This is a genomic window from Dyella sp. (assembly GCF_036384435.1).
Lineage (GTDB): Bacteria > Pseudomonadota > Gammaproteobacteria > Xanthomonadales > Rhodanobacteraceae > GSA-30.
Genome location: NZ_DASVMI010000031.1, coordinates 1 through 25,426 on the forward strand (window position 1 = coordinate 1; position 25,426 = coordinate 25,426).

The window sequence follows — 25,426 nt, forward strand, 5'->3', positions numbered from 1 at the left end:
CCCCAATCTACGACTGGATCGCAGATTGCCTCGCGACTGAACTCGCCCCCACGAGGTAACGCGCGCTGGGGCTGGACGCAGGCACGCGAAAGCAGCCCACCTGGCAAACCGGGCGGGCTGCGCGGTCTTACCGTGTGAACACCTCCCTATTCGAGCTGCGGCTGGCAGCTATCCAGTACATCCGTAAGTTGGCTGGCCAGACGCGAGTACTGGTACGACAAGGCGCTCGCAGGAACGATCAGGCGAGCCCCTTGCGTCAAGGGACTGCACAAATCAGCCAGCAGTTGTAGTTCGTCGCAGGTCTGTCGCAGCAAGGCATGCTCGATTTCCGATAGCTGGTATCGAGGTTGACTCTGGCCCAAAAGGGCGCGGGGTTGGGCTGTGGCCGCCATGGCTTACGTCTCCTTCGCGTGAGAAACACGCCCCACGGAGACGTTTCTACGCGCCGCCGCGAGGTGTCGGGAGGGTAGAAACCGCACGAAGTCGGCGGGCAGTTTTTCCCTTGCGGGTGTTCTATGGCTGCCGCCCTCCCGACGCGAGTTCGCATCGGAGGAGTGTCTTGGGACACCAACCCACCTGTCGTTGATGGGTACCGCTTCGTGAGGAGCTTCTACTCTCCGTGGCAGAGAGTGTGAGCAGGCAGGCCAGTGCAGTCAAGCACTTGCTTCACTGCTCTAGTCAGGGCAACTTGCCGAAGGCGGCGCGATGCCCAGCGGCAGGGCATGCAGGAGGCCGATGATCTGTTCTTCGGCAACATGCTTCTTCATAGCCAATCTCTATCGGTTGAGGGATTGGATTCCGAATCGTTGCTCTACTCAGAATCGGAGGGGCATCGAGGCTGGTACCAGCGCTTTTTGCGCACCGTGCTGGCGCTTTTGCATACCGCCGCATCCGGGCAGCTCAATCGCGAATTTTTCTACCCGCACTTCGAATACCCGCAATTCAAGCACGTCTGGCACCCATCCATCAGCACCAGCGCCTGGGTATTGCACTTGGCGCAAAGCGTGGCACCCGGCGGAAAGCCGGTGGATTCGGTAGCCGGCTGGCTTTCAGCGGCAGTGGCGGCGGCCTTGGGGGTCGGGTTGGCGGCGGCCTCATAGGCGGCGCGCTTTTCGGCAATCAGGCGCTTGGTGGATTCGTCCATGTCCGGGTCCTGGATCAGGCCGATCATCTTCATGTGCTGCTCGATGACCGCGCCGATCTCGGCGACGATGCTGGGCATGTAGATGCCGCCAGCCTTGAAGTAGCCGCCACGCGGATCAAAGACGGCCTTCATCTCTTCAACCAGAAAGGTGACGTCGCCGCCCTTGCGGAACACGGCGGAGATGATGCGGGTAAGCGCAACGATCCACTGGAAGTGGTCCATGTTCTTCGAGTTGATGAAGATCTCGAAGGGACGGCGCTGTTCGTGCGGGGTGCCGGCGTTGAGCACGATGTCGTTGACGGTGACGTACAACGCATGTTCGAACAGCGGCGACTTGATCTTGTAGGTGGAGCCGACCAGCGTCTCGGGACGCTCCAGACTCTCGTGCATCTGGATGACTTCGGCCTTGGGGGCCTCGTCTTTCTTGGCGACAACCGGCGCGGGTGCGGCGGCCTTGTCCTCGGGCTTGACGACGTTGTAGCCCTTGATCTTCTTTTCGATCTTGATCGCCATGACGCTTTGTCCTGATGCTTGGCTTGTGAGCCAGGCCAAGCTGGCTGCGGTGTGCTGGGAACTGCCCGGCGTGGCCGGTATGACGCGCGAGGCGATGCGCTGAGCAACTTGCGAAGACGGACGCGCGGTCGGCAGGTGTCGCTTGAAAAAGGCAGGGCCCGGCTTGACTGGCCGGGCCCGCCCCGTGTTACGGCTTACTTGCTACGGCGAGCGGCCTTCTTGGTGGCCTTGCGTGCCGTCTTCTTGCTGGCAGTGGACCTCTTGACCGCCTTGCGAGCGGTCTTCTTGCTGGCGGACTTCGCCGCCTTCTTGGCGACGACCTTGCGGGCCGTCTTCTTGCTGCTGACCTTCTTTGCGGCTGCCTTGCGGACGGTCTTCTTCACCGCCTTCTTGGCTGCACCGGCTTTCTTGGCTGCCTTCTTGACCGCCTTCTTCACGGCCTTCTTGGCTGCAACCTTCTTCGTTGCCTTCTTTGCCACCTTCTTGGTGGCCTTCTTGGCACCGGCGGCCTTCTTGGCCGTCGACTTCTTGGCAACAGCCTTCTTGGCTGCCTTCTTAGCCGTCTTCTTGGTGGCCTTCTTCGCGGCTGCCTTCTTGGCCGGAGCGGCCTTCTTGGCGGCACGCTTGGCGCGGGCCTTCTTCGGTGCCGGGGTCGACTCGACCGCTGGGGCGTCCGTGGTGGTGCTGTTGCTATCGTTCACTTCGAAATCCAGATCAATTGACATGTGTTCCCCTCCGACGGGTTTTTTCAGTGCTTGTAAACCGTAACTCTACGCTCGGCTAGCGCGGCTTTCTCGATGGGCGGTCAGGCTCCCCGCATCATCAGAACTTGCCGTAATAGCCTTCCTTCAAGGCATCGAACAGATTGGCGGCGGTGTGCATTTCTCCGTCGTACTCTACTTCTTCGTTGCCTTTCAGTTCGACAACACTACCGTCCTCCAATTCGAAGCGGTAGAGGGTGCTCTCAAGATCGGCCTCCTTGACCAGCACACCTTGGAACGCGGCGGGGTTGAATCGGAAGGTCGTACAGCCCTTGAGTCCCTGCTTATAGGCGTAGAAGTAGATGTCCTTGAAGTCTTCGTAAGGGTAGTCGGTCGGCACGTTCGCTGTCTTGGAGATCGACGAATCGACCCACAGCTGCGCAGCTGCCTGGATGTCGACGTGCTCCTTGGGCGAGATATCGTCAGCGGCGACGAAGTATTCCGGCAGCTTGGCCTGCGGATCGTCGGAGAACGGCATGGCTTGCGCGTTGATCAGGGCGCGGTAGGCAAGCAGTTCGTAGCTGTAGACCTCGACTTTTTCCTTGGTCTTGCGGCCCTCACGGATCACGTTGCGCGAGTAGTGATGGGCGAAACTGGGCTCGATGCCGTTGCTGGCGTTGTTGGCCAGCGACAGCGAGATGGTGCCGGTGGGAGCGATCGAGCTGTGGTGGGTGAAGCGCGCGCCGGTTTCGGCCAGGGCTTGGACCAGGTGCGGCGCCACGCTGGCCACGCGCTGCATGTAGCGGCTGTAGCGCGCGTGCAGCACACGACCGGGGATGGTGTCGCCGACCTTGTAGCCGTCGGCGACCATTTCCGGACGCTTGCGCAGCATGTCGCCGGTGACGGTGAAGTCACGCAGCAGGATCGGGGCGGCTCCTTTTTCCTTGGCCAGGTCCAGCGCCACTTCCCATCCGGCCACGGCCATTTCGCGCGAGACGTCTTCGGTAAATGACACTGCCTCGCCGCTGCCGTAGCGCATCTTGAGCATGGTCAGCGTGGAGCCCAGGCCGAGGAAGCCCATGCCATGACGGCGCTTGGAGAGGATTTCGTTGCGCTGCTGCTCCAGCGGCAGGCCATTGATCTCCACCACGTTGTCGAGCATGCGGGTGAAGACCTTCACCACCTCGCGGTATTCATCCCAGTCGAAACGCGCCTTGGGACCGAATGGATCGCGCACGAAGGTGGTCAGGTTGACCGAGCCGAGCAGGCACGAGCCGTAGGGCGGCAGCGGCTGCTCGCCACAGGGGTTGGTGGCACGAATGTGCTCGCACCACCAGTTGTTGTTCATCTCGTTGACCTTGTCGATCAGGATGAAACCCGGCTCGGCGAAGTCGTACGTGGACACCATGATCATGTCCCACAGATGCCGCGCGCGGATGTGGCCGTAGATCTTGCAGGCCACCAGGCCGTCATCGCGCACCACGTAGTTCTCGTGGGTCGGCCATTCGCGCCACACCACGGTGCCGGCGTCGGCCAGGTCGACTTCGTCCTGTTCCTTGACGTGCACCGGGAAGACCAGCGGCCAGTCCTGGTCGTGCTCCACCGCCTGCATGAAGCCGTCGGTGATCAGCAAGCTGAGGTTGAACTGGCGCAGGCGACCATCCTCGCGCTTGGCGCGGATGAATTCCTTCACATCCGGATGACTGACATCGAACGTGCCCATCTGCGCACCGCGGCGTCCGCCAGCGGACGACACGGTGAAACACATTTTGTCGTAGATATCCATGAAGGACAGCGGGCCACTGGTGTAGGCGCCGGCACCGGATACATACGCGCCGCGCGGACGCAGCGTAGAGAATTCGTAGCCGATGCCGCACCCGGCCTTCAAAGTGAGCCCTGCTTCGTGCACCTTCTCCAGGATGTCATCCATGGAATCGCGAATGGTGCCTGACACAGTGCAGTTGATGGTGGATGTGGCCGGCTTGTGCTCCAGCGCGCCCGCGTTGGAGGTGATGCGTCCGGCGGGAATGGCGCCACGACGCAACGCCCACAGAAACCGTTCGTTCCAGTGCTCGCGCAATTCAGGCGTGGCTTCCACACCCGAAAGGGCGCGGGCCACGCGCTGGTAGGTTTCGTCGACATTGCCGTCGACGGGTGCGCCGGACTTCGCCTTGAGGCGGTACTTCTTGTCCCAGATATCCTGCGATGCCGGTTGCAGCGGAATCGCGGATGCATCACGGACCATGGCTTGTGCACGCAAGGTGCTCATCGGCTTCCTGACCTCTCGGTATGACTTTTACCGTTGTTTTTGATCGGCTGAGCCGCCCTGCACATCGCACCGGACCCCTCCCGGCGATCGAGAAATCCCGAGAGCGCCAGCCCCTCTCTCATCCGTGGAGGTCCCCCTGGCAGGCTGGTGAAGTGTGACACCAGTGCTGGGGAATTGGCTGACGTCGGCACACAATATGTTGTGGTTGCGGACGGATGTGAAACTTACCCTCGGACTGGTCCGATGTAAAGCGTTTTTGATGGACATCACGGACACGGCAACGGAACCGAACGCGGCCATGAAAGTCGAAGCTATGTTTACGCTTCAATTCATAGGCCTTTTCTCAGGGAGATTCTCGATGCACGCGCGTCATCGCCGCCTCGCCATTGTGCTCACCGCCATCCTGGGCGCTGCCCTGCCGCTGGCTAGTCATGCCTCACTGCCACCAAGCGTGGACGGGCAACCGCTGCCATCGCTGGCACCGATGCTGGAGAAGGTGACCCCGGCGGTGGTGAACATCTCGACCAAGACGCGGGTGAAGGTGCGCGACCCGTTCTTCGACGACCCCATGCTGCGGCAGTTCTTCGGCCTCAATGGCGGTGCGCGCGAACGCGTGGAGCAGAGCCTGGGCTCTGGCGTGATCGTGGATGCGGCCAAGGGCTATGTGCTGACCAACAACCATGTGGTGGGCGGCGCCGATGACATCACCATCACCCTGCAGGACGGACGCAATTTCAAGGGCACGCTGATCGGCACCGATCCGGCGACCGACGTGGCCGTGGTGCAGATCAAGGGCACCAACCTGCAAGCCCTGCCGCTGGCCGACTCGGACAAACTGCGCGTGGGCGACTTCGTGGTCGCCGTGGGCGATCCGTTCGGCCTGGGCCAGACGGTGACCTCGGGCATCGTCTCGGCACTGCAACGCACGGGGCTTTCCAATACCGGCTACCAGAACTTCATCCAGACCGATGCCTCGATCAATCCAGGCAATTCCGGTGGCGCACTGGTGAACCTGCGCGGCGAGCTGGTGGGCATCAACACGATGATCCTCTCCCCTTCGGGCGGCAATGTGGGCATCGGCTTCGCCATTCCCACCAACCTGAGCCGCGAGGTGATGCAGCAGTTGATCGAGCATGGCAAGGTCAGCCGGGGTACGTTGGGCATCGACACCCAGGACATCACGCCACGCATCGCACAAGTGCTGGGGCTCAAGAACAACAACGGCGTGGTGGTCACGCGCGTGGGCAACGGCTCGGTGGCCGAACAGGCCGACGTGCAGACCGGCGACGTGATCACCGCGATCGATGGCAAGCCGCTGAAGAACCCACAGGAACTGCGCAACGCCGAAGGCCTGCTGCCGGTAGGCAGTTCCGTGAAGCTCACCATCACACGCAACGGCACCTCGCGTGATGTCACCTTGAAGCTGACGCCGGAGAAGCTGGCGACGCTCGACGGCGCCAGGCTCGATGCGCGTCTGGCTGGCGTGACCTTTAGCGATCTCCCACAGAACCTGCGCAACCAGGGCGTGGCTGGCATTTCGATCTCCGCCGTCGCCAAGGGCAGCCGCGCCGAGCGCAGCGGCCTGAAAGCCGGCGACGTACTGATCGGCATCGGCAACCTACGCATCACCAACCTGGCGACCCTGCAACGCCTGTCGGGCGTCAATCCACGCCAGTTGTTGCTGGTGGTGGCGGGGGACGAGGGCGTTCGTTACGTGCAGGTGTTGTAACAGCTCAAGCAGCGAGTGGAGAGGGTGAGAGGCGCGCGTGTTCTGATGGATCAAGGCTGGCCTCAAACGAGGCTCTGGCCGCCGCAAGCCACATAAAACGGCGACAATGCGCGGGCTCCGGCTATCTCAACCCCTAACTTCTCACAACTCTCCCCTCGCCTGTCCACTTCACCAACGTAAACGCAAACCTAATCGCCGCTTGATGTTTTGCCCACGGCCGGCTGAAATACCGCGATTCTTTGGATGGTTTGCGGCCCTGGATGGCGGCGCTCAACTATCTCTCTCCATGACCCCGGGGTTCCGCAGCACATGTCTCTTCGTCTTGCCCGAATGTTTTCCCTCGCCCTGATGGGTGCCAGCGCCGCGACGGTGGCATTTGCCGCCGCGGGCCCGACCCTGGTGTGGCGCGGCGACGTGACCACCGCACGCGGCGTGGTGACGGATGTCGCCAAGGCCTGGGAGAAAAGCGGCAAGGGCAAGATCGAAGTGCAGACGTTCAATACGGCGTCGGGCCTGGATGCGGTGTCCAAGGGCACGGCCGACCTCGCTGGCGCGGCACGTGGTAGCGCCGGCGGCGCGGAAGGTGATCTGGCCTTCACCCCGGTAGCCTGGGATGCGCTGGTAATCATCACCTCGCCGGCCAACCCGGTCAGCTCGATCACGCTGCAACAGCTGCACGACGTGTACTACGGCAAGATCACCAACTGGAAAGACCTGGGGGGCCGCGATGAGCCGATCGATGCCTACGCAGTGGCAAGCCCCGGCGACGGCGTGGAATATAGCCTGCGCCGCCTGATGTTCGGTCGCGGCAACCAGCCGGTGGCCGCGCCGCGTCTGTACGTGAACACCAGCAAGCTCGAGGAAGCCGTGACGCTGGATCCGAAGGCCTTCGGCGCGACGACGCTGGCCAACGTGCGTGGCAACCCCAAGATCAAGGTATTGAGCATCGATGGCGTCGCACCGAATGCCTCGACCATTTCCAGCGGCAGCTATCCGCTGTTCACCCCACTGTACCTGGTGAGCAACAACGCCAACCCGAAGGCGGCTGATGTGAAGGAATTCATCGACTTCGTGCAGGGCGACAAGGGCAGTGCCTTGCTGCGCGCGCATGGCCTGGTGCCATATGCCGAGGGCGCCGCGCTAGCTTCGCTGGACAGTTCGCGTCGTGCCAAGATCCTGGCCGAAGTGGGTGCACGTGCCAGCGCCGGCAGCGAGCAGCCGCTGGCGACATCCGGTGCCACCGCGGTGGCCGCCGCCAAGACGGGCACGCCGGCGGCCACCGCGGCCGCCAAGGGCAAGAAGGGCGCTGCCGCTGCTGCCGAGAAGGGTGAGTTCGCCGATGTCACCGGCACGTCGGTGTCCACCGCACCGCCGAGCCTGAAGGGCATCCACGGCGATGCGATCACCATCGCCGACAAGGCCGCGCGTGGCCCGGACTTCGTCAAGGTCAGCAGCGAGGTGTATTTCACTCGCGGCAAGCCGGCCAAGGTGGCGATGGAAGCACCCGCCAAGACGGACAAAAAAGCCGACAAGGCCAAGGCCGCACCGAGCAAGGTGGCCGAGGCCAAGCCAGCCAAGGCCGAGAAGAACGTCGCTCCCCACGCGCGCACGTACAAGGTGAACCAGGGCGAGACGCTCTACTCGATCGCCAAGAAGCATTCGGTGGAAGTGGATCAGCTGCGCGCCTGGAACCACATCAAGGACAACAGCGTACATGTCGGCCAGGTACTGAAGGTCAGCGCGCGCTGAGCGTCGCGGTGGAGATCCTCGCGCTCACCGTCGACCTTGACGATACCCTGTGGCCGGTGATGCCGGCCCTTGAGCAGGCCGATCGCGACCTGGATGCCTACCTGCACCAGCACCACCCCGATGTGGCTCGTCGCTGGCCGATTCCGGCGATGCGCGAGTTGCGTGCCCAGGTCGCCATCGAGCGCGCCGACCTGGCACACGATTTCACTACGCAGCGCCACATCACCATGCAGCGCGCCTTCGCTGCATGCGGTCTGGATGACGTGCCGCTACAAGCTCTATGGGATGTCTACTTCACCGCGCGCAATCGCGTGGAACTGTATCCCGATGCCCTACCCGCGCTCGAACGCATTGCGCGGCGCTATCCGGTGGCCAGCCTCACCAATGGCAACGCCGACCTGGAACTGGTGGGTATTCGCGCGCACTTCGCCTTTCATATCTGCGCGCGCGACACCGGCGTAGCCAAGCCGGACAAGCGCATCTTCCACGCGGCCGCGGACTTGCTGAACGTGTCGCCGCAGAACATCCTGCATGTGGGCGACGATGCCGAGCTCGATGTGGTCGGCGCCCGCGCAGCAGGCCTGCGCACGGCCTGGATCAATCGCGAACGCGCACTGTGGCCGCAAGCCCTGGGCACCGCACCCGACCTGGACCTGCCGGATCTGGCCGCGCTGGCGGCATGGTTGGAGGCTTGACGCGCGTGGAGATGGGAAACGGGTCGCGGGGCGCCCCGATGAACCCCGCGTCCAGCCTGCGTCCATCGCAACCTTGAGGCTTGATGTCTGCGTGCGCACTTGCGCCCCGGCAGCCCGCCTCCCATCCCCTTTTCCCTCAAAGGCGCGCATCATTGACGGATGAGTACCATCGAAAGGAACCGTCCATGTCACCCCTGATCGAAGCCAAGCCCAACGACCGCGCCAGCATCGCCATCGAAACGGTCGATGCCCAGCACTACAGCGCCACGCGCCGCCGCCTCACCGCCGCGCAGCGTCGGTGGCTGGCCGACGGTGGCTTCGATGCCAAGCCTGGCAGCACGGCGTTGCTGGGCGATGCCCAGGGCAAGCTGGTGCGCGTGCTGGTGGGCGTGGATGCCGATGATGCCTTCGTTGCGCTGGGCGGGCTGTCGCGCCAGTTGCCAGAGGGCATCTATCACCTGGCTGCCGAAGGCGTGATCGGCGACCACGCGACGTTGGCGATGGGCTGGGCCTTGGGCGCGTACGAGTTCACGCGTTATCGCAAGTCCAGGCGCGCACCGGCGCAATTGGCCATCGATGGGCATGCGCTCAAGACGCTCAAGCCATTGATCGAGGCGACCTCCCTGGTACGCGACTTGGTCAACACACCGACCGAGGATATGGGGCCCAAGCACCTGGCCGATGCCATCAAGCAACTGGGCAAGGTGCATAAGGCCAAGGTACGCGAGTGGGTGGGTGAGGAATTGCTCAAGGCCAACTTTCCCACCATCCATGCCGTGGGCCGCGCCAGCCATCGCGCACCGCGCCTGGTGGAGCTGAGCTGGGGCAAATCCTCGCATCCGAAGCTGGTCGTGGTTGGCAAAGGCGTGTGTTTCGACACCGGCGGCCTGGACCTCAAGCCTTCCGATGGCATGCGCTGGATGAAAAAGGATATGGGCGGCGCGGCGCACGCGATCGCGCTTGCCGGACTGATCATGCAGGCCAAGCTGCCGGTACAGCTGACCCTGCTGGTGCCCGCCGTGGAAAATGCCGTATCGGGCAACGCACTGCGTCCAGGTGAGGTGATCACCACTCGCGCCGGGCATAGTGTGGAGATTGACAACACCGACGCCGAAGGCCGCCTGGTGTTGTGCGATGCGATGGCCTATGGCGTGGAACAAAAGCCGGAACTGATGATCGACTTCGCCACACTGACCGGCGCGGCACGCGTGGCGCTTGGCCCGGATCTCCCGGCACTGTTCGCCAACGGCGATGCGCTGGCCGATGAAGTGCTGGCGGCCGGACGCGCGGTACACGATCCGCTGTGGCGCCTGCCGCTGTGGCGTCCTTATCGCAGGATGCTCGATTCCTATATCGCCGACTTCGCCAATTCCGGCAACTCGCGACATGCCGGCGCCATCACCGCCGCGCTGTACCTGGAGCGCTTCGTACCGGACGATCTGCCTTGGGTGCATCTGGATACCTATGCCTGGAATGACGCCGATCGACCGGGGCGCCCACGTGGCGGAGAAGCCATGGGCGTGCGTGCGCTGTTTGCTTATTTGCAGGGACGATTCAACGGGTAGGCTTTCACCTCATGGTGTCTCGGCTGCCGAACGATGTTCGGCGCCAGCTTTGCCTGACGAGCCCCCTGCGAAACGGTGATAAATCGCCTGAAAAATCCGACAGGCCAACACGAACAGCCCTATCTGATATCAGACCAGCGTCCCTATAAGATCAATCGCATGATCGACACAATGCGCCGCTCGACATCAGGGAACGCATGTGGGTACGCACTCCTCTGGCGCCATGACGCGCCGTCAATTTCTTCGCGCCGTGGGCGCCACCGCCGGTGCCGCTGGCATGTACCAGGCCATGGCGGGGCTCGGCATCGCCCACGCCTCTACGTGGACCCAGCGGCCCGATTGGCGGGGCGGACACGGTGATGTCCTGATCTTGGGCACAGGCCTTGCTGGCCTTACCGCTGCGTTTGAACTCCAGCAAGCCGGTTATCGGGTCAGCTTGCTTGAATACGGCAGTAAGGTGGGCGGACGAACGCTGACATTGCGACGCGGCGACGTCGTGAGCGAGCGGCAAGCGCCACCGCAAGTCTGCCAATTCGACGAAGGGCAGTATTTCAATGCGGGCGCCATGCGAGTGCCTTACCACCATCACGCGTTGCTCGATTATTGCCGCCGCTTCGGCGTGGTGCTGGAGCCTTTCGTACAAGCCAACTACAACGCCTGGCTGGCAAGTGAAAGTGCGCCCGGCGGTCGCGAGCGCTTTCGAACCGTGCGAGCGGATTTCCAGGGCGGCATCAGCGAACTGCTTACGAAGGTGGCCGAATCCGGCCACCTGGACAAGCTGATCGACAGCCACGACCTGGAAGCCCTGCTCGAGTCGCTCCAGATATATGGCGCACTCGATGCCGACGGACGTTACACAAAAAACCGACTCACCAGCGACCGGCGTGGCTACGATCGCTGGCCGGGCGGCGGTCTTCATGGAGCGCCGGCGTATTCGTCACCGAGCTCATTGAAGAGCGTGCTGAACGCGCAACTTTGGCGACAATTGGGTACGGGAGAACGTGTGGATTACCACCCGGCAATGATGCAGATCGCCGGGGGCGCTGATCGGCTTGCGCATGCTTTTGCCGAACGTCTCGCACCTGGCTCGCTGCGGTTCGGAGCGCAAGTCATGACGATCGAACAAGACCATCGACGCGTACGTGTCCGTTGGCGCGACACGCTTTCGGGCCATATCGGCGACAGCGAGGCGTCACGGTGTATCTGCACATTGCCGTTGCCGGTACTCAGGCAACTGGATATACGCGTGGATGCGAGCATGCGGCAGGCGATCAACGCGGTCGACTATGCCGCATCCTGCAAGATAGGCTTGCAGTTCAAGCGTCGTTTCTGGGAGGAAGACGACCGCATGTATGGCGGCATCACCTATACCGATAGCGCCTATGGCAGCATCGCCTACCCCAGTCACGGGTTCGGCTCGGCCAAAGGCGTCATGCTGGGCTCCTACACCTCGCGCGCACAGGCCGAAACGCTGGGCGCCTTGCCACCGAGCCAGCGTATTGCCAGCGCTGCACGATACGCAACGCAATTGCACGACCAAGGCCTCGATAGCTTCGAGCATGGCGTGACGGTGGCCTGGCAGAACATGCCCGGCGCCCAGGGATGCTGGGCATCCTGGACGGACGACCTGCGGGACCGCCACTACCGAACGATGAGCAACTTTTCCGGCCGCATCGGCCTGGCAGGAGAACATGTGTCCTACCTTGCCGGTTGGCAGGAGGGCGCCATCACCTCGGCCCTGGACATGGCCGGTCAGTTGCACGCCCGGGCCATGGCCGGTCTGGCGGCGGGGTAAGCTACCGCTTGCCGCCATGCGCAGGAGCATGACTTTTGGCGATGCCGCAGCCGTCTCCAAGCTGCCATTCTTCGTGTTTTACCAATCAGGTGGTTTATGGCGAACCGGCAACTCACGCGCTCCTTGCTGGCGATGGCACTTGCTTGCGCCGGCACGGCCCAGGCCGACGACACCACCGCGACCCAGCCGCCGCTGAGCGAGCAAACCATGCGCTCCGGCGGCACGATGCCCGCCGAACAGCAGCGGGTGAATTTCGATCATGCCGAACTGCACATCGGTGTGGATCCGGCCACACAAAGCATCGATGGCGATGCGCGGCTGACCTTCAGCGCCAAGAGCAGCACAGATACTTTGCTGCTCGACCTCGATCACAACCTGCCGATCAGCACAATCACGCTCGACGGGCGCAAGCTCGACGCCTCGGCGTGGAGCAATCCGGAAGGCCGCCTGAGCATCCATCTGCCCAAGCCGCTGGCACAAGGTCACAAAGTGACCGTGGATATCCGTTACGGCGGCAAGCCCCACGTAGCCAAGCGCGCGCCGTGGGACGGTGGTTTCGTCTGGTCGCACACACCCGATGGACAGCCCTGGGTGGCAAGCGCGGTGGAAGGCGAAGGTTGCGACCTGTTCTGGCCATGCATCGATCATCCACAGGGCAAGCCGGACCTGGTGGACATGTACGTCACGGTACCCAAGCCGCTGGTGGCGCCGGGCAACGGTAAGCTGATCGACGTCAAGGAACATGGCGACAAGCGCACGTACCACTGGCGCGCCAAGCATCCGACCACTTATGCGATCTCCATCAACGTGGGGCCGTTCGAGCTGCTGCAAGCCAACTACAAGAGCCGCTACGGCAACATCATCCCGATGCAGTACTGGCACCTTAAGGGTGACGACGACAAGGCCAAGGCACTATTCCTGGAGTTCCCCGCCATGCTGTCGTTCTTCGAGGAGCAGATCGGCCCCTACCCGTTCGGCGACGAAAAGATGGGCGTCGTGGAAACCCCGCATCTGGGCATGGAACACCAGACCATCAATGCCTACGGCAATCATTACGCCAAAGGCCCATACGGTTTCGACTGGCTGTTGCAGCACGAGTTTTCGCATGAGTGGTTTGGTAACCAGGTGACTAACGCCGACTGGGATGACATGTGGCTGCATGAAGGCTTCGGCACGTATATGCAACCGTTGTACGGACAGTATCTGGCTGGCGACATGCCCTATTTCGCAATGTTGCAAGACGAGCGCGTCAAGGTGCAGAACAAGTTCCCGGTAGTCGCCGGGCGTAACCAGTTCGAGCATGAGGTGTACGACGCGGACAAGGGTCCAGGCAACGATATCTATTACAAGGGCTCGCTGATGCTGCACACCTTGCGTGGCATGATCGGCGACAAGGCATTCTTCGACAGCATCCGCCGCCTGGTCTATGGACGCCCGGACCCCAAGCCAGGCAATTTCTCGCCGCGTTACGCCACGACGGGCGATTACATCAAGATCGTCAATGAAGTGACCGGCAAGGATTTAACATGGTTCTTCCATGTTTACTTGTACGAGGCCAAGCTGCCCGTGCTGGTGCAGGAGCGTGACGGCGACACGGTGAACCTGCATTGGGAGATCGCCGACCATGCGCCGTTCCCGATGCCGGTGGAAGTACAAGTGGGCGAAACCGTGCAGGTATTGCCCATGACCAACGGCCGTGGTTCGGTACATGCGCCTGAAGGCACGCTGCTGATCGTGGACCCGCACTCGAAGGTGCTGCGCGAGCTGCCGCACGTGGCCGGCTACCAGGCGTGGCAGAAGGCACAGATGCTGCGTAAGAAGGCATCGTAAGGGCGATTTCGGTCGCGAAAAGCCATCGGCGATTCAGGCGCCGACAGGTGCTCTGAAGCGTCAAGCCACGACCTCGTCGCGACTTGCATCGCGAATGAAGTCGCTCTTACAGCACTGTAAAAAAAAGGCCAACCGCGAACGGTTGGCCTTCCCGGACTCCCTGATGGGATCGCTCAGTGCGCAGCAGCGGGTGCCGCCGATGCAGCAGGCTTATCGGGGGTTACCGACGCAGTGGTTTCCCAGGCCTTATCCTTGCCGCCATAAGGCAACACTTCAGCAGCCAGCTTGGGATCGGCCTTGATCATGCCGATGGCGTCGAAGAGGATGTGCGCCGTTTCCTGCAACTGCGGGTCCTTGGCCTTCTTGGCATCCTTCTCGGCCTGCAACTCGGATTTGAGGCTGCGCTCGTTGGCATTGAGGCCGTCATCGAGCGAATCCTGCTGGTCTTCATCGGGGTTGCCTGTGCCACCATCGATCGCCTTGTGGCGGGCACGGAAATCAGCCTGTATGGCATCGAGCTGCTTGCGCTCGGTTTCGCGCTGGTTGTAATTCAACGAGATGCTGGTCTTGTCACGCATGGCCTTGTATTGGGCCAGTTCGTCGAGCATCAGCTTCCATGCCGGTGACTTGGCAGTACGCGCATCATGCTTGGCCTGCAAGGGACCGAGGTAGGCCTTCAAGTCGGCTACCGGCTTGTAGTCAGCCGGCGCAATCTGCGTCCACTGCAACGCGTTGTCATAGGTGGATTCGCCAAAATCCTTCTCGTCGCCGTTCTTCGGATACTGGATATCCGGCGTCACACCCTTGAGCTGGGTCGAGCCGCCGTTGATGCGGAAGAATTCGGCAATGGTCATCTTCAGCTCGCCGAACTGTGGCTTCTCGCTGGACGAGGAGGCAAAGCGGTCCAGGTCGACCAGGTTCTGCACGGTGCCCTTGCCGAAGGTGGGTTCACCGATGATCAGGCCGCGTCCCCAATCCTGGATGGCAGCGGAGAAGATCTCCGACGCCGACGCCGAACCACGGTTGACCAGCACCGCCATCGGGCCGCTCCACGACATGCCGGGCGTGTCGTCGCCCTGCACATCGACCTGACCACGTGCATCGCGCACCTGCACCACCGGACCCTTGTCGATGAACAGGCCCGTCAGTTCATTGGCTTCGATCAGCGAACCGCCGCCGTTGTTGCGCAGGTCCATGATGACGCCTTCGACGCCTTGGGCTTTGAGTTCGCCCAGCAGCTTGGCCACGTCGCGGGTGGCGCTCTTGAAATTCTTGTCGCCTTCGCGACGCGCGCCGAAATCGGAATAGAAGGTAGGCAATTCAATCACGCCGATCTTGCGCGAGACGTCGCCATCCTTGATGTCGATGACGCGGCTCTTGGCGGCCTGTTCTTCAATGCTGACCTTCTGCCGCACCAGGGCCACGGTGATGTGCTTGCCATCCACACCGGCATCGGCGGGCAGCACTTCTACGCGCACGGTGGTGTCCTTCTTGCCACGTAACTGCTTGACCACGTCGTCGACGCGCCAACCGATCACGTCGGTCATGGGACCACTGGTGCCCTGGCCAATCGCCACGATACGGTCGCCCACGTGGAACTTGCCCGACTTGGCCACCGGGCCGGCAGGCACGATCTCGCGCATGGTGATGTATTCGTCGCGCTGTTGCAGCACCGCACCGATGCCTTCCAGTGACAGCTTCATCGAGATGTCGAAGTTCTCCGCCGCACGCGGACCGAGGTAATCGGTATGCGGATCGGTGGACTCGGCATAGGCGTTCATGAAGGTCTGGAAGGCGTCTTCGCCATCGAGCTGGCGCACGCGGTCGATATAGCCTGCGTAGCGCTTGTCCAGCGTCTTGCGAATATCGTCGTCGTTCTTGCCTGCAAGTTTCAGGCGCAGCCAGTCGTTCTTGGTGCGCTTGCGCCACAGGTCGTCGAGCTCGGCCTTGTCCTTGGGCCAGTCCGCCTTCTTGCGGTCGTAGGCATAGCTTTCGTCCTTGCTCAGGTCGAAGCCCTGCTTGAGCAGGCCGCGCGCAAAGGTCATGCGATCGACGGCGCGCTGCACGTACAGGTTGAACACCGAGAACGGACCGGAGAGGTCTTTGTTCCAGATGGCATCGTCGAACTGACTCTTCAGCGGCGCGAACTTGGCCATGTCCTCCTGCGTGAAGAACACCTTCTCGGCGTCCAACGCATCGAAATAGGCCTTGTAGATCTTGGCCGACATCGCATCGTCGAGCGGCTTGGCGTCGTAGTGAAAGCGTGTCAGGAAGCGCGCCGACAGCTGCGCTGCCTGTGCCTCGGTCGGCGTGGGCTGCAAGGGCAGCGTCGACTGCTTGCGTGGCTGTTGGGAAGCCCCGTCGGCGACATCCGCCGCCGCTTGCGCGTGCAGACCAAGGCTACCCGTGAGGGTGAGGGCGAGGAGAAGAGCAAGCGAAGTGCGGCGAAATTTCATGAGGCCTCTTGGTTAGGCGTGCTCGGTGACACCGGCTGCGTGGGCTTGCAAGTCGGCGTGATAGGACGATCGCACAAGCGGACCGGAAGCGACGTGGCCAAAGCCCATCGCTTCGCCCGCTTCGCGCAGTGCTTCGAATTCTTCCGGCGTCCAGTAACGCACCACCGGATGATGATGCGGCGTCGGTTGCAGGTACTGGCCGATGGTGATCATGTCCACGTCATGCGCGCGTAAATCGCGCATGGTTTCCAGCACCTGTTCCATCGTTTCGCCCAGGCCCAGCATGATGCCGGACTTGGTCGGCACGTCCGGATGCTGCACCTTGAAGCGCTTGAGGAGGTCCAGTGACCACTGGTAGTCGGCACCTGGACGGACTTCGCGATACAGGTGCGGTACGGTTTCCAGGTTGTGGTTGAAGACATCCGGCGGGAAATCCTTCAGGACCTCCAGCGCACGCTCCATGCGGCCCTTGCCGCGGAAATCGGGCGTGAGGATCTCGATCTTGATCGTTGGGCTGGCGTGGCGCACCGCACGGATACAGGCGGCGAAATGTTCGGCACCCCCGTCGCGCAGATCGTCGCGGTCAACCGAGGTGATCACCACGTAGCGCAGGCGCATATCGCGGATGGTCTCGGCCAGGCGTGCCGGCTCCAGCGGATCGGGGGCGGCCGGGCGGCCATGGGCCACGTCACAGAACGAGCAGCGGCGCGTGCACACCTCGCCCAGGATCATGAAGGTGGCAGTGCCCTTGCTGAAGCATTCATGGATATTCGGGCAGGAGGCTTCCTCGCACACCGTCACCAGCGAGTTTTCGCGCAGGCGCGCCTTAAGCTGCTGCACGGCATTGCCCTGCGGCAGGCGCACGCGAATCCAGCTGGGCTTGCGCAAGGTCGGCGTGGTGGTGTCGAAGCCGGCCCGGTTGAGCGCGATCTTGTCATTGCCCAGTTGCTTCTCGACCGCCGGCGCTGCGGAGACGACGCTGATGGGAATGGCTTTGGAGGGGGACATATCGCTCATGTAGGCAAGCTCAGACCGCTACGCGAGCGGGTAGTTCAGGAAGAACGGGGGCGGCCGGCTCGGCATCGAAGCCAAACTGGCGGCAAAATTCACCGATCAGCACGTCTTCGACATCTGCCAGCTGCGAGGGACCGCCCAAGTCTAACACCTGTGTGACCGCCAAACCCTTGTAGCCACAAGGGTTGATGCGATGGAAGGGCTCCAGGTCCATGTTCACGTTGAAGGCCAGCCCATGGAAGCTGCAGCCGCGCCGCACGCGCAGGCCCAGCGCCCCGACCTTGGCCCCGCCGACATAGACACCCGGGGCGCCCTCCACGCGTTCGGCGATGATGTTCCAGTGGCCCATGGTGTCGATCAGGGCCTGCTCGATCCGGTCGACCAGCTCGCGCACGCCCACGCCGGCCCGGCGCAAGTCGATCAGCGGATAACCCACGATCTGCCCCGGCCCGTGATAGGTCACCTGCCCTCCCCGATCCACAGGGACCACCGGGATATCCCCTGGCATCAGCACGTGTTCCATTTTGCCGGCCTGACCCAGGGTAAACACGGGGTCGTGCTCAAGCAGCCAAAATTCGTCGATCGTGCTGCCATCTCGCGCATCTGTGAACGCTTTCATGGCGTTCCAGGTCGCCTCGTAGGGCTGACGGCCCAGGCGGCGGATCTTTATGGGGAGACGGGACTCGGAAGGCATGGCTGAAAGATGACTTTGGGTTGATCGTTCACATGTGGGGGGGAAACATCAGAGCGCAAGCGTTTCAAACGTCGAGTCCCGAGTCCCGAGTCCCGAGTCCCGAGTCCCGAGTCCCGAGTCCCGAGTCCCTCAAAGAGTCGTCTTGATGTCCGCATCATCATGCAACGCCTTGCGGGCCGCTTCGTACTGCTCGCGGGTCTCATAGAAGGCGCTGACGGTGACGGAAGCGTAGTTGCCTTTATCGGTGGCGCGATAGCGGACGGTTTCATGATCCACACGCACGCCGACGCGGATGAGGATTTCCGGCACCTTGACCGTCAGCTCGGCACTGGCATTGCCGATGGCCGTGATGTCGTGTTCGCCGGGGAATTCGAAACCCTTGCCGCCCTCGGCGCGCAGGTCTTCGACGTTGATATCGCGCATGGCGCAAACCTCCTGGTGGATTCGCTACTGGCAGGTAGCAGGCGGCCACCCGGGATCGATGGATGGCGCGCGGATACTCAGTGTACCGGGATGGACATGAGGATGCCGCGCGCCCGCCAGTTCCACGGGTGGCCGTCGGGTGATGCGAAAGCTGGCTTCTTACTTGGTCTCGGGCTTCTTGTCACTGTGGAACCACAGCATGATGCTGTCCCACAGGCGCGAGAAGAAACCGCCCTGCGGCGCATCGGCCAGAGCCACGAGCGGTACGTTCTGCACCGGCTGACCGTCGAGAGTGACACGCAGCGTGCCGATCTGCTGACCCTTGGTGAACGGCGCGATCAGAGTCGAGGGAATATCCATCTCGGCCTTGAGCTTGTCGTAATCGCCCCGTTTGACAGTCACCAGCACGTTGTCGGTGACACCGATCGGCAGCTCGTTGTCCTTGCCCTTCCACAGCTTGGGCGTGGCCAGCGGCTTGTTGGCATCGTAGAGCTTGTGCGTTTCGTAGAAACGGAATCCGTAGTTGAGCAGGGCCATCGCTGCGTCGGCGCGGCCCTTTTCGCTGCCGGCGCCCATCACGATGGCAATCATGCGGGCATCGCCCTGCTTGGCCGAGGCAGCCAGGCAGAAACCGGCCGCGGCGGTGTGACCGGTCTTGATGCCATCGACGCTGGGATCGCGCCACAGCAGCAGGTTGCGGTTGTGCTGCTTGATGCCATTCCACTCGAAGTCCTTGACCGCCGAGATCGCGTAATCCTCGGGGAAGTCATGGATCAGCGCGCGCGACAGCAAGGCGATATCGCGGGCCGTGGTGTAGTGGTTGGCGATCGGGTAGCCGGACGCGTTCTCGAAGTTGGAGTTCACCATGCCAATCTGCTTGGCATAGGCATTCATCAGGTTGGCGAATGCGCCTTCGGAGCCGGCGGTGTGCTCGGCCAGGGCGATGGCGGCGTCATTGCCGGACTGGATGATCATGCCGTATAGCAGATCCTTGAGCGGCACCTGGCTGTTGACCTGCAAAAAGCTGGTGGAGCCATCCGTACCTGCGCCACCACCGCGCCATGCGTTCTCGCTGATGGTGACCTTGTCATCCATGTGCACCTTGCCGTTGGCGATCTCGGCCGAGACGACATAGTCAGTCATGACCTTGGTGATCGAGGCCGGCTCGACACGCGTATCGGGGTCTTTCGACGCCAGCACCTGGCCGGTGGCGTAGTCCATCAACACCCAGCTCTTGCCCTCCACATCCGGCGGCGGGGGCACCGGCGCCTCGGGCATCACCGGTCGCGGCACCGGCGAAGGATGCGGCACCTGCGGCGAGGGGGTCGGCGTGGCAGCCTGCTGGGCGAAGGCGGTGCCGACGACCAGGGCGGCGACGGCAAGCGAGGACAAGGTACGGCGCAGAAGGCTCATCTTAGATCTCTGAATCCTGGAAAACTGTCTGGAAAACTGGAAAAACACACGAGGGTGCCAGCGCGATCGCGGCCTGGCTCGTCGCTGCGATCCGGCGCCTTTGGCGGTCAAGCCGCTCCCACCACAAGCGCGGCGCACAATGCATCAGTCTACCGCGACCTGCGGCCTGGGCAGGCCCATGGTCTCGATCTGAGTCGTAATCTGGTCAGACTTGTCGACGTCGCTGATCGGTCCCAGGCGTACACGACGCACCGTGCGGCCGTTCACCTGGGTATCGATCACCTGGACGGGGGCAAAGTTCGCGGCGCGCAACTGCTGGGCGACACGCTCGGCGTTGGCGCTATCGGAAAACGCACCCACTTGCAGGAAAATGCCCGGTTGCGGCACGCCGTTCGATGGCGAAGGGGCCGGCGGCGGCGGCGGTGTATCCGGCTCGCCAGGCACCAGCGCGCGCACTTCGACCAGGCCGGTGCCCTTGGGCCACACGCCGATTTTCACGGCGGCCGCATACGACAAGTCGATGATGCGATTGTCGTGGAACGGGCCGCGGTCGTTGATGCGCACCACCACGCTCTTGCCGTTTTCCAGGTTGGTCACGCGCGCATAGCTGGGGATCGGTAGCGTCTTGTGCGCGGCGCTGAACTTGTACATGTCGTAGTCCTCCAGGTTGGAGGTCTTGTACCCATGAAACTTGTTGCCGTAGAACGAGGCGATGCCGCGCTCCACGTAACCATTGGCACTGGGCAGCACGCTGTAGGTGCGCCCCAGCACCGAATACGGCGACTTGTTGCCATACAGGGATCGCGGCTCATTCTTGGGGACCGGCTCGACCAGCTTGCTCAGGTCCGGCGGCGGTCCCTGCGGCACGCTGTCATCGGTGTCTCGATAGCGCGAGCCTTGGGATTTGTTGATGTCGTCGCGCCAGGCGCTCCCGGTTCCGCCACGACTCGTACTTGAGCCGGTGCGCGAGGAAGACGAACCACCGTGCACGGGACGGGGTTTTCCGCCGCTACAGCCGGCCAGCCATACGATGCATATGAGAACGACCAGACCGCGCAGCGGCTTCATCAAGGAGTTTTCCTGGCACCTTCGGCAATGGCCTGGGCCAACTGATGCACGGCCAGTGCATACAGCGGGCTGCGGTTGTAGCGCGTGATCACGTAGAAGTTCTGGAACGTGAACCAGTATTCCTTGCCATGGGGGCCATCAAGTGACTGCAAGCTGACCAATTGACCCGGATTCATGGCTTTCAGCGGCGCATAGCCCCAGGCTTCCAGTTGTTCCAGCGGCCACTGTGGCGTGGAATCCTTCACCGTGATGGGCTTGGGACGTGCATCGGGCTGTGCCGGTTCGGCCACCGGCCCCCCTTCGACCCAGCCGTGCTGGGCAAAATAGTTGGCCACGCTGGCGAGGATGTCCGGCAGCGATCCATGCAGGTCGATGCGGCCATCGTGATCTTCATCGACCGCGAAGTCGCGAATACTCGACGGCATGAACTGTCCCCAGCCCTGCGCACCGGCGTAGGAGCCGACCAGGGTATCGAGGTTGCCACCGAGATGATTCTGCGGCAACTCCAGCAACACCTTGAGCTGGTCCCGGAAGAACGCCTGGCGCGGCGGGTAATAGAACCCCAGCGTCACCAACGCATCGAGCACCTTGTACTTGCCGGCATTCTTGCCGTACATGGTTTCCACGCCAACGATGGCGACGATGTATTCCGGTGGCACATGATATTCGCGCCCGATCTTCTCCAGCAGCGCGCGATGCTGGCGATAAAAGGCGATGCCGTCATTGACCCGCTTGTCGGTGACGAAGATCGGCCGATAGTCCTTCCACGGCTTGGCCTCGGCCGGCCGACTGATCGCATCGAGAATGCTCTGCTGCTTCTTCGCCTGGTCCAGCAGGGCATTAAGTGCCTTGGAATCCTTGCCCGTGTCCCGCACGACTTCCCTGACCAGTTGATCCTGCCCAGGGTGCGTTTCGGCCCACGCGGGAATAGCGAAAACGCCCAGGCAGGTGAGGAGGAAAGCGCGAAATGGGACAAGGGACTTCATGGCGTGATTCGTTGGTTTTTATTTGATGGAGCGTAGCATGGGATAGCGCCGCGCTGCGGCGCGCTTGCTGGCGCACGCGTGAGGGCGGCAGCTTCGCTGCCTGTGAGGCCGGCAGCGTTGCTGCCTGTGAAGTCGCTCGCTGACGCTCGCTGTAAAGAGTAAAAAGAGAGAGCTGGCATCGTGCCAGTGCGCTTTTTCTCTTTACTCCTTACAGCTCGCGTAGCGCGCGGCCTCACAGGCGGCAACGGTGCCGCCCTCACGCGCGCCGGCAAGCGCGCCGCAAAGCGGCGCTCCTAATCATGCATCTTCCGATTGGCATGAATCGACATCAGCACACCAAACCCTGTCAACAACGACACCGCCGACGTGCCGCCGTAACTGACCAGTGGCATCGGCACGCCAACGACCGGCAGCATGCCCGAGACCATGCCGCCATTGACGAAGACGTAGACGAAGAAGCTCATGCCGATGGCACCGGCCAGAAGGCGTGAATAGGTTTCGCGCGCTTCCATCGCAATCCACAGGCAACGGCCAATGATGAAGGCATACAGCAGGACGATGCCGATGACGCCGATGAGACCGAATTCCTCGGAAAACACTGCGAAAATGAAGTCGGTGGTGTGCTCGGGCAGGAAGTCCAGGCGCGATTGGGTGCCATGCTGCCAGCCCTTGCCGAAGGTTCCACCCGAACCCACGGCGATCTGCGACTGGATGATGTGCCAGCCGTTGCCGAGCGGATCGGATTCGGGATCGAGCAGCGTGCGCACGCGATTGCGCTGGTATTCGTGCAGGAAGTGCCAGGCGACCGGGATCATGCCACCGACCGCTGCCAGCAGGCTGCCGATCTTCCACCAGGCCATGCCGGAGAGGAACAACGCAAACGCTCCGGCACCGGCAACCAGCAGCGCCGTACCGAGGTCCGGCTGCTCGGCGATCAGGCCAGCAGGAATGGCGATGAGCGCGCCGACGACGATGATGTCCTTCCAGCTTGGCGGCAGCTGGCGCGGATGCAGGTACCAGGCCACCATCATGGGCATGGTGAGCTTGAGCAGTTCTGACGGCTGAAAGCGCATGACGCCCAGGTCCAGCCAGCGATAAGCACCCCTGCCCTCACCCAGCGCGGCGACCACCAGCAGCAGGAAAGTGCTGCCGGCATACAGCCAGGGTGTCCAGCCGCGCAGCACGTTCGGAGGAATGCGCGAGATGATGATCATCAGCACGGCACCCATCACGAACCGGCCTGCCTGCCCCACCACCAGAGCCATGTTGGCGCCACCAGCGCTGTAGAGCGTGATCAATCCGACGCTTGCCAGCAGCACCAGGCCAAAGGCCAGCGGCAGGTCGATGCGTGGACGCGTGAACACGCGCCGGGCAAGCATGCGCAGGCGAAAGGCCAGGTTCTCGTTCATGGCGAATCCCCGTCGTCATCATTCATCGCGGCACTGGAACTGACCGCGGGCGTATCGGCCGGCGTGGCCACCGGCGTGTCTTCCGGCGCCTCGGGCGTGCTCTCCGATCCCGGTGGCGGCGCGGTGTTGTCGTGTGGCGGCAGCCAGGTCAGCAGGGTCGAGCGAACAATGGGACCGGCATCCTGGGCACCCCACGCGCCGGCTTCAAGCATCGCGGCCATGGCAATCCTGGGGCTGTCGGTCGGTGCGTAGGCAATGAACCAGGCCCGATGGCGAGCCGCCAGATAGGCATTGTTCTTGTTGTTGTCGTAGGCATCGCTCTTGCGCGAAAAGCGCTCGGCGGTACCGCTCTTGCCCGCCACCTGGAACGGCATGCCCTGGAACACCTTGGCACCGGTACCGGCGGTGATCACCGCCTCCATGCCCTGGTTGATGGTGTTCCAGTCATTGGGCTTTCTGATCAACGACGGCCCAGTCGGCGGATTGGGCAGCGGCACCGGGCGCACGTTCACACCGGCATCCTGGGTGGCCATGACCAGCCGGGGCGCATAAGGCATGCCATGACCGGCCAGCGTCGCCGTGGCATGCGCCAGTTGCAACGTGGTGACGTTCCAATAGCCCTGGCCGATGCCGGCGATGATGGTTTCGCCAGGGAACCATGGCGACTTGCTGCGTGTGGCCTTCCATTCGCGCGAAGGCAGGATGCCGCGCCCTTCGCCGACCAGGTCGATGCCGGTACGTTCGCCAAAGCCCCAACTGCGCATCCAGGTACTCAGGCGATCGATGCCCAGGTCAAGTGCGAGCTTGTAGAAATAGGTGTTGGTGGACTTCTGGATCGCGCGCACCATGTTGACCACGCCATCGCCGCCCGGCGTGTCGTCGCGATAGCAGCGCTGCTGGCCGGGGATGCAGAACTGGCCGGTCGAAAGCACGGTGTCCTCGGGCCGGCGCACGCCGTATTCGAGGCCGCCCAGGGCCAGGAATGGCTTGACGGTCGAGCCGGGCGGATACGCGCTGACCAGCGCGCGGTTGAGCAGGGGTTTTTCCGGCGCGGTGGTCAAGGCCGAATAATCGGCGTGGCTGATGCCGTTGACGAACAGGTTGGGGTCATAGCTGGGCACGCTGACCATTGCCAGCACCTGACCGTTGCGCGGATCGACGGCTACCGCCGAACCAGGGCGCCCGTCGAAGGCATCCGTCACGGTGCGCTGCAACTTCGAATCGATGCTGAGGTAGATGTTCTTGCCGGGTACCGGCGGATAGGTCTTGAGCACCTGCTGTACGCGACCATCGGCGTTGACTTCCACCAGTTCGTAGCCTGGTGTGCCGTGCAGCAAGTCTTCGTAGGAGCGTTCCAGGCCGGTGCGCCCGACATGCGTGGTGCCTTTGTAGCGATCGGGGTCGAGGCGATTGAGGTCGTCGGCGTCGATGCGGCTGACATAACCGACCACATGCGCGAACAGCGCCCCCTGGGGATAGCGTCGGGTCAGGTAAGGCACGACGTCCACACCGGGAAAGCGCCAGCGATTGACCGCGAAACGATCAATCTCGTCCTCGGTGAGGCGCAGCTTCAACGGCACGCTGTCGAAGCGACGGTTCTGCTTGAGCTGCTTGCGGAAGTTGTCCAGGTCATCGCTGCCCAGCGGAATCACCGTGCCAAGATCATCGAGCATGGCCTTCATGTCGGTGATCTTGTCCGGCACCACCTCAAGCCGGAATGCGGGCACGTTGTCGGCCAGCAGCACGCCGTTGCGGTCGTAGATCAATCCGCGTGCCGGCGGAATCGCGCGCGGCTTGATGCGGTTGCTCTCCGAGCGGGAGACAAACTCCTCGTGGTGCACCACCTGCAAGTACCAGTAGCGCGTGACCATCGCGCTCAGGCCCACCAGGATCAGCAGGAAGCCAACGATCGCGCGACGGCGGAACAGCGAGCTTTCGCCGCGATTGTCCTTGATCGATCGACGCCTGGCCAT

19 protein-coding genes are annotated in these 25,426 nt (G+C 62.7%); 6 read left to right on the forward strand and 13 right to left on the reverse strand.

Going from position 1 to position 25,426, the window contains the following annotated elements; genetic code table 11:
* Nucleotides 1-146: 146 nt before the first annotated feature.
* From VF436_RS02935 to VF436_RS02950, 4 genes are all read right to left on the reverse strand, one after another.
* A complete protein-coding gene (locus VF436_RS02935; protein ID WP_330902484.1) occupies nucleotides 147-392 on the reverse strand; it encodes an XAC0095 family protein in 246 nt (81 codons plus the stop codon).
* A gap of 524 nt (nucleotides 393-916) precedes the next feature.
* Nucleotides 917-1,657, reverse strand: a complete 741-nt coding sequence (locus VF436_RS02940) for an NrdJb (RefSeq protein ID WP_330902485.1) — start codon at nucleotides 1,655-1,657, stop codon at nucleotides 917-919.
* Between the two features lie 194 nt (nucleotides 1,658-1,851).
* A complete protein-coding gene (locus VF436_RS02945; RefSeq protein WP_330902486.1) occupies nucleotides 1,852-2,358 on the reverse strand; it encodes a hypothetical protein in 507 nt (168 codons plus the stop codon).
* 121 nt (nucleotides 2,359-2,479) lie between these two features.
* The gene (locus tag VF436_RS02950) at nucleotides 2,480-4,627 is read right to left on the reverse strand and encodes an adenosylcobalamin-dependent ribonucleoside-diphosphate reductase (protein ID WP_330902487.1); all 2,148 of its coding nucleotides are present in this window, start codon (nucleotides 4,625-4,627) and stop codon (nucleotides 2,480-2,482) included.
* Nucleotides 4,628-4,985: 358 nt separating this feature from the next.
* Here VF436_RS02950 and VF436_RS02955 point away from each other — a divergent pair, with 358 nt between their 5' ends.
* The 6 genes from VF436_RS02955 to VF436_RS02980 all read left to right on the forward strand — a co-directional run bounded on the left by VF436_RS02955 (nucleotide 4,986) and on the right by VF436_RS02980 (nucleotide 13,990).
* Complete coding sequence (locus tag VF436_RS02955) at nucleotides 4,986-6,356, forward strand: Do family serine endopeptidase (RefSeq protein WP_330902488.1); 1,371 nt, start codon at nucleotides 4,986-4,988, stop codon at nucleotides 6,354-6,356.
* A 309-nt stretch (nucleotides 6,357-6,665) separates the two neighbouring features.
* The gene (locus VF436_RS02960) at nucleotides 6,666-8,105 is read left to right on the forward strand and encodes a LysM peptidoglycan-binding domain-containing protein (protein WP_330902489.1); all 1,440 of its coding nucleotides are present in this window, start codon (nucleotides 6,666-6,668) and stop codon (nucleotides 8,103-8,105) included.
* An 8-nt stretch (nucleotides 8,106-8,113) separates the two neighbouring features.
* Nucleotides 8,114-8,800, forward strand: coding sequence for an HAD family hydrolase (locus VF436_RS02965; protein ID WP_330902490.1), 687 nt, complete (start codon nucleotides 8,114-8,116; stop codon nucleotides 8,798-8,800).
* A 185-nt stretch (nucleotides 8,801-8,985) separates the two neighbouring features.
* Nucleotides 8,986-10,365, forward strand: coding sequence for a leucyl aminopeptidase family protein (locus tag VF436_RS02970; protein WP_330902491.1), 1,380 nt, complete (start codon nucleotides 8,986-8,988; stop codon nucleotides 10,363-10,365).
* A 199-nt stretch (nucleotides 10,366-10,564) separates the two neighbouring features.
* Complete coding sequence (locus tag VF436_RS02975; protein WP_330902492.1) at nucleotides 10,565-12,160, forward strand: flavin monoamine oxidase family protein; 1,596 nt, start codon at nucleotides 10,565-10,567, stop codon at nucleotides 12,158-12,160.
* 96 nt (nucleotides 12,161-12,256) lie between these two features.
* Nucleotides 12,257-13,990: a M1 family metallopeptidase gene (locus tag VF436_RS02980; protein ID WP_330902493.1), complete on the forward strand. Its 1,734-nt coding sequence runs from the start codon at nucleotides 12,257-12,259 to the stop codon at nucleotides 13,988-13,990.
* A gap of 173 nt (nucleotides 13,991-14,163) precedes the next feature.
* On the opposite strand, the gene VF436_RS02985 is transcribed toward VF436_RS02980, so the two are convergent.
* The 9 genes from VF436_RS02985 to mrdA form a co-directional block, all read right to left on the reverse strand.
* Nucleotides 14,164-16,446, reverse strand: a complete 2,283-nt coding sequence (locus VF436_RS02985; protein WP_330902494.1) for a carboxy terminal-processing peptidase — start codon at nucleotides 16,444-16,446, stop codon at nucleotides 14,164-14,166.
* Nucleotides 16,447-16,458: 12 nt separating this feature from the next.
* On the reverse strand, nucleotides 16,459-17,463 hold the full coding sequence (lipA, locus tag VF436_RS02990; protein WP_330902495.1) for a lipoyl synthase: 1,005 nt from the start codon (nucleotides 17,461-17,463) through the stop codon (nucleotides 16,459-16,461).
* Nucleotides 17,464-17,473: 10 nt separating this feature from the next.
* Nucleotides 17,474-18,154, reverse strand: a complete 681-nt coding sequence (lipB, locus tag VF436_RS02995; RefSeq protein WP_330902496.1) for a lipoyl(octanoyl) transferase LipB — start codon at nucleotides 18,152-18,154, stop codon at nucleotides 17,474-17,476.
* Nucleotides 18,155-18,283: 129 nt separating this feature from the next.
* The gene (locus tag VF436_RS03000; protein ID WP_330902497.1) at nucleotides 18,284-18,577 is read right to left on the reverse strand and encodes a DUF493 family protein; all 294 of its coding nucleotides are present in this window, start codon (nucleotides 18,575-18,577) and stop codon (nucleotides 18,284-18,286) included.
* Between the two features lie 159 nt (nucleotides 18,578-18,736).
* Complete coding sequence (locus VF436_RS03005) at nucleotides 18,737-19,990, reverse strand: D-alanyl-D-alanine carboxypeptidase family protein (protein WP_330902498.1); 1,254 nt, start codon at nucleotides 19,988-19,990, stop codon at nucleotides 18,737-18,739.
* Nucleotides 19,991-20,134: 144 nt separating this feature from the next.
* Complete coding sequence (locus VF436_RS03010) at nucleotides 20,135-21,058, reverse strand: septal ring lytic transglycosylase RlpA family protein (RefSeq protein ID WP_330902499.1); 924 nt, start codon at nucleotides 21,056-21,058, stop codon at nucleotides 20,135-20,137.
* Nucleotides 21,058-22,044, reverse strand: a complete 987-nt coding sequence (mltB, locus tag VF436_RS03015) for a lytic murein transglycosylase B (RefSeq protein WP_330902500.1) — start codon at nucleotides 22,042-22,044, stop codon at nucleotides 21,058-21,060. Before mltB ends, VF436_RS03010 begins: the two co-directional genes overlap by 1 nt.
* Nucleotides 22,045-22,337: 293 nt before the next feature.
* Nucleotides 22,338-23,453, reverse strand: coding sequence for a rod shape-determining protein RodA (gene rodA / locus VF436_RS03020; RefSeq protein ID WP_330902501.1), 1,116 nt, complete (start codon nucleotides 23,451-23,453; stop codon nucleotides 22,338-22,340).
* Complete coding sequence (gene mrdA, locus VF436_RS03025; RefSeq protein WP_330902502.1) at nucleotides 23,450-25,426, reverse strand: penicillin-binding protein 2; 1,977 nt, start codon at nucleotides 25,424-25,426, stop codon at nucleotides 23,450-23,452. The genes rodA and mrdA overlap by 4 nt, the downstream gene beginning before the upstream one ends.

Excerpts from the sequence above, each read along its gene's own strand:
- VF436_RS02935 (WP_330902484.1), bottom strand. The coding sequence starts at position 392 with ATGGCGGCCACAGCCCAACCCCGCGCCCTTTTGGGCCAGAGTCAACCT.
- VF436_RS02940 (WP_330902485.1), bottom strand. The coding sequence starts at position 1,657 with ATGGCGATCAAGATCGAAAAGAAGATCAAGGGCTACAACGTCGTCAAG.
- VF436_RS02950 (WP_330902487.1), bottom strand. The coding sequence starts at position 4,627 with ATGAGCACCTTGCGTGCACAAGCCATGGTCCGTGATGCATCCGCGATT.
- VF436_RS02955 (WP_330902488.1), top strand. The coding sequence starts at position 4,986 with ATGCACGCGCGTCATCGCCGCCTCGCCATTGTGCTCACCGCCATCCTG.
- VF436_RS02960 (WP_330902489.1), top strand. The coding sequence starts at position 6,666 with ATGTCTCTTCGTCTTGCCCGAATGTTTTCCCTCGCCCTGATGGGTGCC.
- VF436_RS02970 (WP_330902491.1), top strand. The coding sequence starts at position 8,986 with ATGTCACCCCTGATCGAAGCCAAGCCCAACGACCGCGCCAGCATCGCC.
- VF436_RS02980 (WP_330902493.1), top strand. The coding sequence starts at position 12,257 with ATGGCGAACCGGCAACTCACGCGCTCCTTGCTGGCGATGGCACTTGCT.
- VF436_RS02985 (WP_330902494.1), bottom strand. The coding sequence starts at position 16,446 with ATGAAATTTCGCCGCACTTCGCTTGCTCTTCTCCTCGCCCTCACCCTC.
- lipA (WP_330902495.1), bottom strand. The coding sequence starts at position 17,463 with ATGAGCGATATGTCCCCCTCCAAAGCCATTCCCATCAGCGTCGTCTCC.
- lipB (WP_330902496.1), bottom strand. The coding sequence starts at position 18,154 with ATGCCTTCCGAGTCCCGTCTCCCCATAAAGATCCGCCGCCTGGGCCGT.
- VF436_RS03000 (WP_330902497.1), bottom strand. The coding sequence starts at position 18,577 with ATGCGCGATATCAACGTCGAAGACCTGCGCGCCGAGGGCGGCAAGGGT.
- VF436_RS03005 (WP_330902498.1), bottom strand. The coding sequence starts at position 19,990 with ATGAGCCTTCTGCGCCGTACCTTGTCCTCGCTTGCCGTCGCCGCCCTG.
- VF436_RS03010 (WP_330902499.1), bottom strand. The coding sequence starts at position 21,058 with ATGAAGCCGCTGCGCGGTCTGGTCGTTCTCATATGCATCGTATGGCTG.
- mltB (WP_330902500.1), bottom strand. The coding sequence starts at position 22,044 with ATGAAGTCCCTTGTCCCATTTCGCGCTTTCCTCCTCACCTGCCTGGGC.
- rodA (WP_330902501.1), bottom strand. The coding sequence starts at position 23,453 with ATGAACGAGAACCTGGCCTTTCGCCTGCGCATGCTTGCCCGGCGCGTG.
- mrdA (WP_330902502.1), bottom strand. The coding sequence starts at position 25,426 with ATGGCCAGGCGTCGATCGATCAAGGACAATCGCGGCGAAAGCTCGCTG.